This window comes from Candidatus Methanoperedens sp. (assembly GCA_027460535.1).
Classification (GTDB): Archaea; Halobacteriota; Methanosarcinia; order Methanosarcinales; family Methanoperedenaceae; genus Methanoperedens.
In genome coordinates this window covers 1-14,153 of record JAPZAR010000036.1, presented here as the reverse complement: position 1 = coordinate 14,153, position 14,153 = coordinate 1, and the positions used below count along the sequence as shown (strand labels likewise).

14 protein-coding genes are annotated in these 14,153 nt (G+C 40.2%); 7 read left to right on the top strand and 7 right to left on the bottom strand.

Annotation, left to right across the window (positions count from 1 at the left end):
• Positions 1 to 38 precede the first annotated feature (38 nt).
• The 3 genes from O8C65_15540 to O8C65_15530 all read left to right on the top strand — a co-directional run bounded on the left by O8C65_15540 (position 39) and on the right by O8C65_15530 (position 3,456).
• Positions 39 to 1,301 (top strand): amidohydrolase family protein, encoded by a 1,263-nt coding sequence (locus O8C65_15540; protein ID MCZ7358333.1) that lies wholly within the window; start codon positions 39 to 41, stop codon positions 1,299 to 1,301.
• A gap of 27 nt (positions 1,302 to 1,328) precedes the next feature.
• Complete coding sequence (eno, locus tag O8C65_15535; GenBank protein ID MCZ7358332.1) at positions 1,329 to 2,603, top strand: phosphopyruvate hydratase; 1,275 nt, start codon at positions 1,329 to 1,331, stop codon at positions 2,601 to 2,603.
• 73 nt (positions 2,604 to 2,676) lie between these two features.
• A complete protein-coding gene (locus O8C65_15530; GenBank protein ID MCZ7358331.1) occupies positions 2,677 to 3,456 on the top strand; it encodes a hypothetical protein in 780 nt (259 codons plus the stop codon).
• 217 nt (positions 3,457 to 3,673) lie between these two features.
• Here O8C65_15530 and O8C65_15525 read toward each other — a convergent pair whose 3' ends face one another.
• The 6 genes from O8C65_15525 to O8C65_15500 form a co-directional block, all read right to left on the bottom strand.
• Positions 3,674 to 4,648: a hypothetical protein gene (locus tag O8C65_15525; protein ID MCZ7358330.1), complete on the bottom strand. Its 975-nt coding sequence runs from the start codon at positions 4,646 to 4,648 to the stop codon at positions 3,674 to 3,676.
• Positions 4,649 to 4,754: 106 nt separating this feature from the next.
• The gene (locus O8C65_15520) at positions 4,755 to 4,922 is read right to left on the bottom strand and encodes a hypothetical protein (GenBank protein MCZ7358329.1); all 168 of its coding nucleotides are present in this window, start codon (positions 4,920 to 4,922) and stop codon (positions 4,755 to 4,757) included.
• A 112-nt stretch (positions 4,923 to 5,034) separates the two neighbouring features.
• The gene (gene rmuC / locus O8C65_15515) at positions 5,035 to 6,165 is read right to left on the bottom strand and encodes a DNA recombination protein RmuC (protein ID MCZ7358328.1); all 1,131 of its coding nucleotides are present in this window, start codon (positions 6,163 to 6,165) and stop codon (positions 5,035 to 5,037) included.
• A gap of 222 nt (positions 6,166 to 6,387) precedes the next feature.
• Positions 6,388 to 6,519, bottom strand: coding sequence for a hypothetical protein (locus O8C65_15510; GenBank protein ID MCZ7358327.1), 132 nt, complete (start codon positions 6,517 to 6,519; stop codon positions 6,388 to 6,390).
• Between the two features lie 489 nt (positions 6,520 to 7,008).
• The gene (locus O8C65_15505; protein MCZ7358326.1) at positions 7,009 to 7,434 is read right to left on the bottom strand and encodes a type II toxin-antitoxin system VapC family toxin; all 426 of its coding nucleotides are present in this window, start codon (positions 7,432 to 7,434) and stop codon (positions 7,009 to 7,011) included.
• On the bottom strand, positions 7,431 to 7,652 hold the full coding sequence (locus tag O8C65_15500; GenBank protein ID MCZ7358325.1) for an antitoxin VapB family protein: 222 nt from the start codon (positions 7,650 to 7,652) through the stop codon (positions 7,431 to 7,433). The genes O8C65_15505 and O8C65_15500 overlap by 4 nt, the downstream gene beginning before the upstream one ends.
• A 538-nt stretch (positions 7,653 to 8,190) precedes the next feature.
• Between O8C65_15500 and O8C65_15495 the strand changes: the two genes are divergently transcribed.
• Both O8C65_15495 and O8C65_15490 read left to right on the top strand, forming a co-directional pair.
• Positions 8,191 to 8,409: a type II toxin-antitoxin system HicB family antitoxin gene (locus O8C65_15495; GenBank protein ID MCZ7358324.1), complete on the top strand. Its 219-nt coding sequence runs from the start codon at positions 8,191 to 8,193 to the stop codon at positions 8,407 to 8,409.
• Positions 8,409 to 8,588, top strand: coding sequence for a type II toxin-antitoxin system HicA family toxin (locus O8C65_15490; protein ID MCZ7358323.1), 180 nt, complete (start codon positions 8,409 to 8,411; stop codon positions 8,586 to 8,588). The genes O8C65_15495 and O8C65_15490 overlap by 1 nt, the downstream gene beginning before the upstream one ends.
• A gap of 115 nt (positions 8,589 to 8,703) precedes the next feature.
• Here the strand turns inward: O8C65_15490 and O8C65_15485 are convergent, their stop codons facing one another.
• On the bottom strand, positions 8,704 to 8,895 hold the full coding sequence (locus O8C65_15485; GenBank protein MCZ7358322.1) for a hypothetical protein: 192 nt from the start codon (positions 8,893 to 8,895) through the stop codon (positions 8,704 to 8,706).
• 760 nt (positions 8,896 to 9,655) lie between these two features.
• On the opposite strand from O8C65_15485, the gene O8C65_15480 reads away from it, so the two are divergent.
• Both O8C65_15480 and O8C65_15475 read left to right on the top strand, forming a co-directional pair.
• Entirely contained in the window at positions 9,656 to 9,814 is a 159-nt protein-coding gene (locus O8C65_15480) for a hypothetical protein (protein ID MCZ7358321.1), read from the top strand.
• A gap of 450 nt (positions 9,815 to 10,264) precedes the next feature.
• Complete coding sequence (locus O8C65_15475) at positions 10,265 to 13,918, top strand: right-handed parallel beta-helix repeat-containing protein (GenBank protein MCZ7358320.1); 3,654 nt, start codon at positions 10,265 to 10,267, stop codon at positions 13,916 to 13,918.
• The last annotated feature ends 235 nt before the right edge of the window (positions 13,919 to 14,153 follow it).

Here is a 14,153-nt window from a genome sequence, read left to right as displayed (position 1 = left end):
TGGAAAAAATTTTATTATCCAACCATGTTTGATCTCTTATGGCAGACCTGATAATTAAAGGCGGTCGTGTGCTCATCGCGGACGGGGCAATCCTTGATAATGGGGTAGTTGTCATCGAAAATGGCCTCATAACATTCGTGGGAAAAGAGACAAAAGAAAGAGCCGATAAAGTTATTGACGCAAAAGGCTGCGCTATCATGCCAGGTCTTATCAACTCCCACACGCACCTATCAATGGCGCTTTTTCGCGGGTTTGCAGACGACCTCGCGTATAACGAATGGACCAAAAAAATACAGAGAGCTGAGATGGAACTCACCCCTGCCGATGTCAGGGCTGGCGCGTATCTCGGCGCGCTTGAGATGATCAGGTCCGGTACCACGACTTTTGCGGACATGTATATCCATATGGATGAGGTAGCACGGGTCGTGGAAGAGACCGGTATCAGGGCGGCGCTTGGTTACGGCATGATAGAGGGGCTCAATGAAGATTCAGAGACAAAACTAAAGAGCAGGGCGAATTTTGTAAGAAAATGTAACGGCGCTGCAAATGGCAGGATCACGACCATGTATGCGCCGCATTCAGCGTTATCATGTTCAAGAGAATTTTTGATTAAAGTCAGGGAACAGGCGAGGAAGGATAAGGTAGGGATTCATATCCATGTCCTTGAAACAGAATATGAATTGAATTTAATGAAAAAACGCTACGGCATGTGCTCAATAAATTTCCTCAAAAGCATTGGTTTTCTGGGGGAAGATGTCATTGCAGCTCACTGTATCTGGCTGTCAGATGATGATATTGATATTCTGAAAAACGAAAACGTTAACGTCGTCCACTGCCCTGCAAGCAACATGGCTCTCGGCGCCGGGATATCGCCTGTGCCGAAGATGCTTGAGCGAGGCATTAACGTGGCGCTTGGCACCGACGGCGCCGCTTCAGGAGGGAGCCTTGATATGTGGAAGGAGATGCGTATGGCGTCGTTGCTTCACAAGCTCAAAGACCCCGCTGCGATGCCAGTATCAAAAGTGCTCGAGATGGCGACAGTGAACGGGGCGCGTGCGCTGGGGATAAAAGCGGGTATGCTCAAGCCAGGGTATCTTGCGGATATTATTCTTGTTGAGCTTAAAAAACCGCAGTTTACATCTTCGAATCTGATTTCGGCTCTTGTTCACGGCGCTTCGGGATGCGATGTTAGGACAACGATAGTGGATGGAAAAATACTGATGGAAGATCATGAAGTGAAACTTGACGAAGAGAAGATCATTGAGGATGCGAGGAATGCGATATTGAATATCACGGGATAATTATTAAGAATATTTAATAAGTATGAAATCTATTCAGGTCAAAAGGGTGAGATATTGTTTACAATCGAACACATTCATGCCAGGGAAATACTTGATTCGCGTGGAAATCCCACAGTAGAAGTTGATGTCCTTACCGAAAGCGGTTTCGGGCGTGCAAGCGTCCCATCGGGCGCGTCCACGGGAACTAATGAGGCGCTGGAGATAAGGGACAAAGATAATCGTTATTCCGGCAAGGGCGTTATGATAGCGGTGAACAATGTCAATACCGAAATAAAGGAAGCGCTCCTTGGAATGGACGCCCGGGAGCAGCGTGATATCGACAGGATAATGATCGAGCTTGATGGAACCGAGAATAAATCAAGGCTTGGCGCCAATGCGATCCTTGGCGTCTCACTGGCTGTTGCACACGCCGCGGCGGATTCCCTCGGGCTTTCCCTTTACCGCTATCTGGGCGGCACGAACTCATTCATGCTCCCCTGCCCAACAATGAACGTGATAAACGGGGGAAAACATGCGGGCAATGAACTTGCGATACAGGAATTCATGATCCAGCCCAGAGGAGCAAGGACCTTTTCCGAAGCCCTTCGAATGGGCTCAGAGACCTATCACACCCTGGGCGCCATACTTGTAAAAAAATACGGCGCTTCCGCGGTCAATGTGGGATACGAGGGCGGATACGCGCCGCCGCTTTCAAGGACGATTGATGCGCTTGATTCCCTCGCAAATGCCATTGAGGAAGCCGGGTATGAGAAAAAGATCACCATAGGCCTGGATGCTGCAGCTTCCGAGTTCTATAAGAACGGTATTTATCATGTGGACGGCAGGACGTTCTCAAATGACGACCTGATAGACTTTTATTCCGGCCTCGTAAAGACCTATCCTATCCTTTCCATCGAAGACCCGTTCCACGAAGATGCGTTCGATGATTTCGCAGCTCTGACAAAGGAACTCAAGGATACCATAATCATAGGAGATGACCTTTTTGTAACCAATGTGGCGCGGCTGGGAAAGGGCATTAAGATGAACGCTGCAAATGCACTGCTGCTCAAGGTCAACCAGATAGGCACGCTCTCCGAGGCATTTGATGCTGCAAGGCTTGCCCAGAAGAATAAATATAAAGTAGTAGTGAGCCACAGGTCAGCGGAAACAGAGGATACCACCATCGCAGATATCTCCGTTGCCCTTGGAGCAGAGATGATAAAGACAGGCGCGCCTGCGAGGAGCGAGCGCAATGCCAAGTACAATCAATTGCTGAGGATAGAGGAAGAGCTTGGGAAAGCGGCGCGGTTTGTGCAGATTTGAATATGTCGTTTGCGGATTATAAGAACCAACAGATTTTTATATTACAATATAAAATAAACCTAAATGATACTAAATGGCGAAATATTCAAATCTTTTATTAATCATGATCACCGGTTTAGCTATTATTGCTTCCGGTTGTACTGGTGGTCAGGATGTTACTTCAGCATTCAAAGCTTTACCTGAAGTTCAACAATTTATGAATGAACATCCAAGCGCTAAAATAACAGTTACTTATTGGTCAAAAGATGATGTGGTAAAATCATTACAAGAAATTAGCCAACAATGTGACAAGCCTATAACTCCTGTAGCTATGTACAAGGCAACAGTAAGCGAAGGAGATTTAAAAGTTGTATCTTGGATCAATGCTGAAAATCAGATATTAGTATGTTCCACAACTCAAGGTAGCGGGGGTTCGCAAATAAAAAATCCAACACCTAATCCAATACAAACCCAAATTCCGACACCTATAGCAACTCCTTCACCAACGTCGGCAAAACCCACACTTATACTGTGGGTTTCCACGAATTTAACAGATAAAGGGACACCCATGGTAAATAATGTCACTTTTGAGGAGTCCAGCGTACCAGTCTACTATAAGAGAGCAGATGCGCTCGCGGAATTCCCCGAAATCGATGCAAATGCCCGTACCAATAAGTTAGATTCTGTCCCGGTAAGTTTCTGGGCTTCTGTCCACCGTCCAACTGAAGGCGTATATACCCTCACTCTGTTCTTCAAGGATGGAATGGAACCTAAAAAAGGCGACGTTTTGATCATACCCATCCGACTTGTAAGTAACACAGGCGCTATCCAATATAAGACTACGGCGTTCTATTGCTGGAGTTGTGAGGAGTGAGAAAATCATGTGGGATTGCTTGGGTCGCATAGATATTTTTTACTTAATAGCTTCGTGAATTATTTACCTTGCGGAACTCAAAGAGTCCCTGGAGATTTTGTTCTACTAATTGATAATTTCTGGAAATTCTTCTTTTGTAATCAATTTTAAGGGCTTCCTCGTAGGCCAAATATCACCACTACATTAAATTTTCCATCTAAAATCACCGTATTCATAGCTATTGCTTTTCAATATTATATTTTTTCTTAAAGTCAAAGATGTTAACTACATGATCAGGTACTGTTTTTTTGGCGAGCTTTTCCCCAATCGATTCTTGATTAACTGCAATGATTTCAGAAACTCCTGTTATACCTAAGCCGGCGAGTAATCCTACTCCCCCTACTGCCAATGTTCCAACTAATGCCATTGTAATTGGAATTCCATATCTTAGACCTGTAATTCTTTTTTCTAATGTTGCATCAGTCCAAACATTTTCTAAAATATCAGATAATTCAATCTTTTCTTTGTCAATTAAATCAATATCTGATTCAGTTATGCCTTTATGCAGTGAAACTGATACTTTGTATAAGTCTTCTTGCTCATATCTGTCAATAACATATTTACAGGCATCAAAGCTTTCGGGCATGAATGTTAATTTATTTAAAAGAAATTTTCCTATTTCATGAATATTATTGTTTTCAATCAAATCAGGTCTATTGATGCAAGAGCTTAATTCAGCTACTGATTTCAAAGAAAAAACATAGTCTGATTTTAAGGAATTTCGATTTGTATCAACAATTAATTCCCCAAAACGAGCTAATAAAATCATTGCTTTTTCTGAATCAAACAGCGACAGATATTCAAATTTTTCTATTAGTTCATTATATCCATATTCCTTAAAAAAAGCATAATATTGCAAATTTTCAATTAAGAGTTCTTTAAGATTATAGTGAGTTGCACTATTTTTAACTAAAAAATTTAAATAATCGATACAATTCGTACCTGTTTGAGATTGTAGATTAATTAAAGTTTCAAATTCGGTCTGATAATTGTCTAATTTTTTGGGTTCAATTTGATATCTTAATGGTATATTATAAACTAGTGGTGAATGTAATTCTTCGAATAATGGATCCAAAAAGTCCAAACCTTTAAATAATTTTGGATCTCCATTCAATGTGAATTGAACTTTTCCTGTATCTTTACAGAAATCCATTAGTCTCTCAAAATCTCGCTTTTCTATGCCATAAGATTTATAGAAAATATCCTCTGGTTCTGGGCCTTATCGGGATTATAAGTGAACCAAATAATGGAATTTGCGTTCAAATGGAATTATAAGTATCAGCCATCCCAATTGGTTCTTTTAATTTATGAAATCGGTTTTTATCAGGATATGAAGAATGAGAATCTACTCTAAGGAGATCATCTAAAAATCTCTCTATTTCCTTTTCTTCTTTTGCAAGATAATCTTCCAAATATTCTTTTTCCATTTAGATCAATTTTCACTCTAAAATCTCTTTAATTATATACTTTTAAATTGAATTTTTCTTATAAAACCATATTTTGAATGGTTTGTATATTTTGTGCCAATTATAGACAGTTTTAATTCGTGTTGGCATTGTCAGAGTTATCTTCTTCTGTATCCTTACACTTTTTGACCTCTTTTTTTATTTCAGTATTAGCATTCTGTATTTGTGTCACTGCTTTTTCTATTGTTTCTGTTTTTTTGCTTACTTTTTCCAGTATTTGGAATAGGACTTTTACCAATTGTTTGTATTTTCCTATATCCCCTTCTTTTTTGAGTTTGATGTATTGGTCGTGCAGCATGTGTGCTATTGGAAATACATCCTTATATGTGCATACGAATACATTTTCTTCTTTTCCCATTCCTACGAGTTCTGGCGCTATTTCTAGTATTCCGTCTGGTACAACCAATAAGCACGTGTCTATTGTATTTGATAGATTTTGATATTTTTGTACACGTTTAATCTCTTTCCTTGTTTTATCAATAATCTCTTTTCTATAATCTTTTCTTTCTTTAGCATCTTCTGTTTCATGATATTTTTCCAGAAGGTCAAAAACATCTGGTAGTTTTGAATCTATAGGAATATATTTTCCATCTTCAAGATTCCATGCAAATTCTATTTCTCCACCATCAGTTTTCAGGTTGTATTTCACAACATCTGCTTTAATAGAGTTACTAAGCACTTCTTTGAGTATTTCTTCTCCGATGATTCCTCGGCTTTTTGTTCCGGAAACAGTCTTAGTAAACGAAGAAATCATCCTATTCATATCTGCAATCTGTGCATCTCTCTTCTTTTCGATTTCTTCACGTGATTTTCCTTGTTCTAATAAGAAGTTTTCAGTATTCTTCTTTTCTCCCTCGAAGAATTTCTTACTTTGTTCCATCATCTCCTTAATACGCTTCTCTTTCTCTTCATCAGATTTGGCATATTTTTCCCCTTGTTCCATGAACAATTTATGAACATTATCCATGAATTCTTTTATACGTTTATCTTTCTCTTCAGATACCTTCTCTCGTTCCTTCTCGATTCTTTCACGAGATTTTTCTATTTCAACAAACTTGGTCTTAATCTCGGCAACCTGAGTAGCCAAACCATGAATAGCAGAAACATCCGCAGGCTGATAGGTTTTAGCTTTACCGTAAAAGTATCCTGCAACAAAACCGGCAATTAAACCAATTATTAGTAAAATAATTTCGATTTCAATCATTTAAATCGCCCCTTATTGATCATTGTTTAAGAATTAACTTGACTTTTTCGTGTTTTTTACCATGCCAAACACTGCCTTTATTTAGTTTCGTACCATCATTATCCCTTTTTTCACCTTTATTAATAGTAATATTATATCTTAAAGTTTATCTTTATAATTAAAAGTAATCCTACAGATTTTTTTATTCTCATAAAAAATCCATCTCTCCATCTTAACGGTCAATTATTGTATATCTGCTCCAAGCCCTGCGCCGCCCTGAGCACGCCGGGTGCGGGCAAAGGCGCCTGCGGGCGGTTGGGCGACAGTCCCTGCGCGCCGTCCAGTGCTCGGTGCCCGGGTAGTCGCGGGTAACATGAAGCTGCTCATCGACGCATTAATATGTTATTAAAATGCGCCGCAGCTTTGCGTTCTTTGCGAACTTTGTGGTGAAAAGCGCCACAAATATATCACTTTTTTAATATTAAATTATTGGCGCGATGCTTCAGATACGATGCAGCAAATCTGCGTTCATCCGCGTTCATCTGCGGTTTTATATTTTCAAAGATGTATTTACCACGAATTGGACGGATTTTCATGAATATGTTTAATCCGTGAAATCCGTGTTTCTATTTTCGGCTTTCGCTGAAGCGCCGCAAATTAATTCAATTTAATTTATAAATATTAGATAAGATTTAAGGGATTTGCAGGATTTATAAAAAATTATCTTGTTAATCCTGTTATCCTGTCAAATCGGTGCGCCGCCCAGAGCACGCCGGGTGCGGGCAAAGGCGCCTGCGGGCGGTTGGGCGACAGTCCATGTGCTCTGCTCGGAAGCACATTTCTTTTGCACCCTCTTTTTTGCTTTCAGGGTTTTAAAATCTCCAACCCCGTTACTTTTGAGATATCCTCGAATCTCTTATCTGTCGAGGCGATCTTGTCTGCTCCATTCGTTACTGCAATGCCCGCAATAAGCACATCAAGAGCGTTAACAGGTTTTCCAATCGTTAAGAGATTTGCCATTATTTCGCTTGATTTTTCTGCGGCTTTAAAATCAAAATCTAATACCGGTGTTTCAGAAAAAAATCGTCTGAAAAATCTCTCCTCTTTTTTAACTTTTTTATGTTTTACACCTGACATTATTTCGTGAAATGTTACAACCGTGGTTGCAACATCTGAATCAAAATCAAGAGTAATATCAAGATCATCAATTTTTGTAATTTCAAAAGCTCCCAGTGTCTCTTTTTTGCCCATGAAAAAATCAATGAGAAAGGCTGTATCAAGAACTATCATAAAGTTCGCAGCTTCGCAGACTCTCTTATTTTCTTACAGTCTTCTTTTATTTCGATTATAGCTTTACTATCCTTCAAGCTTCCGAAATAATCTCTCATATTTGGTTTTCGTTTCTTTGTCAGCTTCCAAATCACATCACTGAAGCTTTCATTCTCTCTTTTTAAGCGGGCGAGGATATCGTATACATCTTCTCTTATCGATATTGTCTTTGTTGCCATAATAATCTGTGTATGCATACACAGATATAAAGATTATCATATCCAGACCGGCGTATCTTTTCCTGAAATAATTTCCTCTTCGTAATTTTTTTTATCTTTTGTACAGTTTTCGTGAAATTCACCATCCAAACATCTTAAAAGCTAAACCCAACCAGACCTCAGGAAGCATCTTTCTCATGTAAGTAATCCTGCAGGAATTTCTATTCTCCTAACCCATCTCCCAATACTGACTGTCAATTATTGTATCTGCTCCAAGCCCTGCGCCGCCCTGAGCATACCGAGGGGTGCGGGCAAAGCGCCCGCGGTGGCGACAGTCCCAGCGCGCCCTCCAGTGCCCGGGCAGCCATATTGCAAGTTGCTTATATAATAAAAGTGACTTTTTAATTCATTCTGGATAAAATTGTTATGGCAATCAACCACGGAGGACACAGAGTTCACAGAGAGAGTTGTTTTTTCTCTGTGTCATCTGCGATCTCTGTGGTTTTTGCAATATTCCGGTTCATAAGGAATTTAAATACAGACGTTAATAAGGAATCATATGCATTTTAAAGTCGTCGTAGAAAAAGATGAAGAAGTCGGAGGCTATGTAATCAGCTGCCTGAGCCTTCCAGGCTGTTTTTCTCAGGGGGATACAATTGAGGAGGCCCTGGAAAACATCAAAGAAGCTATACAGGCATGCCTTGAGTCTCTCGCTGAAGACGAGATCAAGTCTTATTTGACCAAACCCTCAACCCAGGTAATTGACGTGGTTGCCTGATGCCCAAACTTCCAATAATTTCAGGAATGGAAGCTATAAAAGCATTTTCCAGGGCTGGTTGGATTCCTCACAGACAGGTAGGGAGCCATGTTGTTTTGAGAAAAGAAGGTTCTAAAGTTACATTATCAGTTCCGAAACATAAGGAATTAAAACCTGGTCTGTTGGAGAGGTTTAATTAAAGCTGCCGGGCTTTCTGTGGAGGAATTTGAAAAGTTATTATAATGGCCTAAGCGCTGATTTTACTCTTTCTCAGGAACCTCACAGCATTCGGATGAAGCCTGACATCAAAACCCATCAAATTTCATCCAGAGAGACTAATTTATCTTTTTCCTGAAGGAGTTTGTACTGCCGTTCCATGAACTCGTCATGATCTACCTGCTTCATCGTGCGGCGCAGGATGTTATCATAGGTCTCACCCTTTAATCCGTATGATTTTAGCATATCTCTTACTTTTTTTGTTATTGGGATAGTAGTTATCTCGTTCATATTATAGTCACTTATAAAAGTTATTAAAACTATAAGTATTTATAAATTCCTCAATGACAATGCGAAGAAAGACTCTCTCGGAGGTCTAATTTTGACCCCGCCCCTACTCACCCTTAGGGTTCGGTAATAGCCCGAAATCCGCCTGCGGACGTCCTCAGCGCGGGCGGTGGCGGCAGTCCCCTGCGCGCCGTCCAGTGATCGTTCAGCCATATTGCAGGTATGTTGCCTACATAATAACAGTGACTTCTATTCTGTATAATTGTTATGGCAATGAACCACGGAGGACACAGAGTTCACAGATAGAGGGTTGTTTTTCTCCGAAGTAAAGGAAACAAAAACTTTTAGCAGCATAGGACAAGAAACAAAAGTTCCATTTAGGTTTCATTACAGCTCGAAGACCTGGACAACGTAAAAAGCATGACTGTAAAGTTCAAAGACATCAACCTTGAAATAAAAAAAGCAGATCAAGCGCACTGCATTAAAAAAGCAGTGCATCCTTTCTTTTTTTATCTTTTGATTAACGCATTAGATGGTTTATGGCGGGTTTTATACTGCAAAGCATACTATTCATCCTATCATGGGTTTTTCCTTCAATATGTACTGTCCCAATTAAAGGAGTTGACTATAATACCACTATCACAGAAAAACTAATATACAATGAAAACCAATGATTATTATTAGAATGGGGAAAACGGGTTATCATTCAGGACATCAAAAACAGTCCTGTTATGAAAATAATAAGTGAATTGGGGGAATTAAAATGTTAGAATCAAGATGGGTAACAGAATGGCCTTTCAGACTTACCGAGAACGAAAACATAGGATGCCTTTCATCAGACCCGCAGGGTGCAGCACAAAAATCTATCTATGGAAAATTTCTAAATGTTGGACGAATATCAGAAGGTTCAGGTTGGGATTGAAAGTCTTTATAATTTTTGCCCCAATAGGTATCTTATCTCATGGGTGAAAGTTTAGGATATTACCCCTAGATATTGTTTTCTGGTAAAGTCCGTGAAAAATGTGCATATAACTTTTGTGGGCGAAAATATAGAATATTGCCTCTGGATATTGTTTTGAGATAGCGACCTCGTAAGAGTTGCATATAACGTTTATAATATTCAATTTTTAGGTCATTTCAATTTACCAACATAGTTATGATTGGATACAATATCTTTTTCCTGCCAATCTTTAATCCATTTTCGTGAAGATTCATATGGATTTCTTTCTTATTAATTTGTTCTTGCTCATAATAATTAGAATAATTATTATTCACATAAAAAGATATAATAAAATCCCAAGATTTAAATACCAAATTGGTATTGAATAATTATAGTAATAATAATAGGCAAATTCATGGGCGGATGAAATATATGGTATATGATGATCACATTGAAAGAGGGCATGCCCTCAGAATAGCTTTTGGACTAACGATGCTGGTATTATTGCTGGCTGGCGGGGCGGGGGCAGAGACGCCAATAAGTGCCTGCACTACGATCTCCTCTCCTGGTGAATATGTGCTTACTGCTAACATCATCGAAATGTCACTTTCCAGTTGTATCAATATAACCTCAAACGATGTAATATTTGATGGTGCTGGCCACACAATTGATGGTAAGGCTACGACGAACACTTACGGCGTTTATGTTTATAATTCATCAACCGCCCTTACAAATGTAACCGTAAAGAATTTATTCGTAAAAATTTGGTTTTATGGCATTTACTATGGAAATGCAGGAAATGGAAGAGTAATCAACAACACAGCAAGCGGGAACAGCCATGGAATAGAACTGCAATCGTCCAACAACAACACTTTAACCTATAACACAGCAAGCGGGAACAGCCATGGAATAGAACTACAATCGTCCAACAACAACACTTTAACCTATAACACAGCAAGCGCGAATGGCAATTTAGGAATCCACCTGTCCGATTCCAGCAACAACACTTTAACCTACAACACAGCAAGCGGGAGCGGCAATTTAGGAATCCACCTATCCGAATCCAGCAACAACAACACCTTAACCTACAACACAGCAAGCGGGAACTATTTTGGAATAGAACTACAATCGTCCAGCAACAATACGCTCATCAGCAATAATGCCAACTCGAACGCTAACGGCATCATTATGTTGTCTTCCAGCAACAACACGATCTACAACAATATATTCAACAACTATAACAATTATCAAATTATAGGCTCAAACACCTGGAATACCACCTTCCAATCCAGCCCCAATATCATCGGGGGCTTCTACCTCGGCGGCAACTTCTGGGCAAACCCAGGCGGAACAGGTTTTAGCCAGACATGCATCGATGATGATGGAGATGGGATTTGCGATACAAATTATAGTCTAAATTCCCTGAATATCGATTATCTTTCCCTTGCTGATTCTACCCCATCAACGGAAATAAGCTCATGCCAGAATATTACCGCTGCAGGGAAATATGTGCTAACTGCTAACATCACTAACAGCCCCTATTCCAGTTGTATCAATATAACCTCAAGCGATGTATTATTTGATGGCGCTGGCTACACAATTGATGGTAAGGATATAACGAACACCTACGGCGTTTATGTTTATAATTCATCAATGGCCCTGACAAAAGTAATCATAAAGAATTTGATCGTAAAAGATTGGTATAATGGCATTTACTATAGAAATGCAGGAAATGGAAGAATAATCAACAACACCGCAAGCTCGAACGCGGGTGTCGGTATCAATCTGTATTCGGCCAGCAACAACAACACCTTAACCAACAACACAGCAAGCTCGAACTTTGTTGGAATTAGGCTGCAATCGTCCAGCAACAACACCTTAGCCAACAACACAGCAAGCTCGAACAGTTATGGAATCTATATGGTAGTGTCCAGCAACAACATCTTAGCCAAAAACACCGCAAATTCGAACACCGATTATGGAATCTCCCTGTACTCGGCCAGCGACAACACCTTAACCAACAACACCGCATGCTTGAACAGCAATAATGGAATAGACCTTGAATCGGCCAGCAACAACAACATCTTAACCAACAATACTGCAAATTCGAATACCGATTATGGAATCTACCTGAACACGGCCAGCAACAACATCTTAACCAACAACACCGCAAATTCGAACAGTTATTATGGAATCGTCCTGAACACGACTAGCAACAATACTATCTACAACAACTACTTCAACAATACCAACAACTCTTATTTCACAGGCACAATCTACAGCAACCAGTGGAACACTTCAAAAACTCGGGGAATGAACATGGTAAGCGGCCATTATCTCGGCGGCAATTTCTGGGCGTCTCCCAACGGCACAGGTTTTAGCCAGACATGCATGGATGATGATGGAGATGGGATTTGCGATACAAATTATACTCTAAATTCCAAGAATATTGATTATTTTCCCCTTACTGATTTTACCCCATCAATGGAAATAAGCTCATGCCAGAATATTACCGCTGCAGGGAAATATGTGCTTACTGCTAACATTATCAACAGTTCACTTTCCAATTGTATCAAGATAACCACAAGCGATGTAATATTTGATGGCGCCGGCTACACAATTGGCGGCACGGATACAACGAACACTTATGGCGTTTATGTTTATAATTCATCAATAGCCCTAACAAAGGTAACTGTAAAGAATTTGAACGTAAAAGATTGGTATAATGGCATTTACTACAAAAATGCAGGAGATGGAAGAGTAATCAACGACACCGTAAGCTCAAACTCTATTGGAATCTCTCTGTACTTGGCCAGCAACAACGCCTTAACCAACAACATAGCAAGCTTGAACAGCAATATTGGAATAGACCTTGAATCGGCCAGCAACAATACGCTCAGCGGCAACAATGCATCGAAAAACACCCTTTATGGCATCGATCTTACCCATTCAGACAACAACACACTGATCAGCAACAATGCATCAAACAACTACTACGGCATCTCTTTGATTCTATCCAGCTACAATAAGATATACGACAACATTTTCAACAATATTAACAACTTTTTTTTCGCTATACCAAACATTAACACCTGGAACACCACCCTGCAATCCAGCCCCAACATCCTCAACGGCTCCTACCTCGGCGGCAACTTCTGGGCAAACCCAGCCGGCACAGGCTTCAGCCAGACATGCATGGATGCAGATAGGGATGGGATTTGCGATTTAAAATATACTATAAATTCCCTGAATATCGATTATCTTCCCCTTGCAGTGCCTGATACTATACCGCCTATCATAATGGTGGAATCTCCGCAGAACACGACTTATACGCTTACAGATATACCTTTGAATGTTTCAGCCAGCGAAGCAATATCAATCTGGCGCTATAGCTTAAACGGCGCTCCCAATATTACTTTTGTTCCCAATACCACGATTACTTCCACCGAAGGATCGAACAATCTGATAGTATATGCCAGGGATATGGCAGGCAACTGGAATTCTATTCGTATTGATTTTTCCGTGGATTCCACACCACCTGACAGCGTCACGAACTTGAAAAACATAACGTATGCCTCCACTTACATCAACTGGACCTGGAATGATTCATCAGATGAACAAATGTCTAAAGTAATGATCTATCTGGATGGCGTCTATAAGAACGATGTCAATAAAGGTGTGCAGTATTACAACGCTACTGGTTTAGCTCCAGGGACCTATACAATCGGCACAAGAACCGTTGATACAAATGGAAATATTAATGCTACCATGAAGACGCATACAGCTACCACAATACTCCCGGCGATAAGGTTCATAAACGGTACAGTTATGGACAGCATTAACAAAAACGTACTCGCAGGAGTGGCAATATCAACCAACGGGGCTTCAGCAACGAGTAATGCATCTGGATTCTATTCGCTGGAAGTTGCTTCTGGAACATACCCCATTACTGCGACGTACGATATCAGATATTATCCAAATAGTTCGATTTCGGTTTCGACTGAATTGAGTGCCGTAGTGGTGCAGGATATTGAACTCGTTAAGAAGCCGACAGGAAATATTAGTGGTTCAGTAACAAAAGTCTAATGACGGCACTTCCTTGTCCCTAATAAACATATTAAAAAAGCCTCAAATACACGATGTTTTAGGCTTTTTTATCCCTAGATATTGTATCCTCACATAATTACCAACAGCCATGTTAATGCCCACCTTCTAACCTTACTTGGGCATATTCCAATATGATGCCGCTAGCTAATATATTTTATCCACTGTATGCACATTACCACCGCAGCGAAGCTGCGGCGCTGAAGCTAATTTTGAT

What these genes read in the sequence shown, in the direction of transcription:
- O8C65_15540 (MCZ7358333.1), top strand. Translation starts at nt 39, where the DNA reads ATGGCAGACCTGATAATTAAAGGCGGTCGTGTGCTCATCGCGGACGGG.
- O8C65_15530 (MCZ7358331.1), top strand. Translation starts at nt 2,677, where the DNA reads ATGGCGAAATATTCAAATCTTTTATTAATCATGATCACCGGTTTAGCT.
- O8C65_15525 (MCZ7358330.1), bottom strand. Translation starts at nt 4,648, where the DNA reads ATGGATTTCTGTAAAGATACAGGAAAAGTTCAATTCACATTGAATGGA.
- O8C65_15520 (MCZ7358329.1), bottom strand. Translation starts at nt 4,922, where the DNA reads ATGGAAAAAGAATATTTGGAAGATTATCTTGCAAAAGAAGAAAAGGAA.
- rmuC (MCZ7358328.1), bottom strand. Translation starts at nt 6,165, where the DNA reads ATGATTGAAATCGAAATTATTTTACTAATAATTGGTTTAATTGCCGGT.
- O8C65_15510 (MCZ7358327.1), bottom strand. Translation starts at nt 6,519, where the DNA reads ATGTTACCCGCGACTACCCGGGCACCGAGCACTGGACGGCGCGCAGGG.
- O8C65_15505 (MCZ7358326.1), bottom strand. Translation starts at nt 7,434, where the DNA reads ATGATAGTTCTTGATACAGCCTTTCTCATTGATTTTTTCATGGGCAAA.
- O8C65_15500 (MCZ7358325.1), bottom strand. Translation starts at nt 7,652, where the DNA reads ATGGCAACAAAGACAATATCGATAAGAGAAGATGTATACGATATCCTC.
- O8C65_15495 (MCZ7358324.1), top strand. Translation starts at nt 8,191, where the DNA reads ATGCATTTTAAAGTCGTCGTAGAAAAAGATGAAGAAGTCGGAGGCTAT.
- O8C65_15490 (MCZ7358323.1), top strand. Translation starts at nt 8,409, where the DNA reads ATGCCCAAACTTCCAATAATTTCAGGAATGGAAGCTATAAAAGCATTT.
- O8C65_15485 (MCZ7358322.1), bottom strand. Translation starts at nt 8,895, where the DNA reads ATGAACGAGATAACTACTATCCCAATAACAAAAAAAGTAAGAGATATG.
- O8C65_15480 (MCZ7358321.1), top strand. Translation starts at nt 9,656, where the DNA reads ATGTTAGAATCAAGATGGGTAACAGAATGGCCTTTCAGACTTACCGAG.
- O8C65_15475 (MCZ7358320.1), top strand. Translation starts at nt 10,265, where the DNA reads ATGGTATATGATGATCACATTGAAAGAGGGCATGCCCTCAGAATAGCT.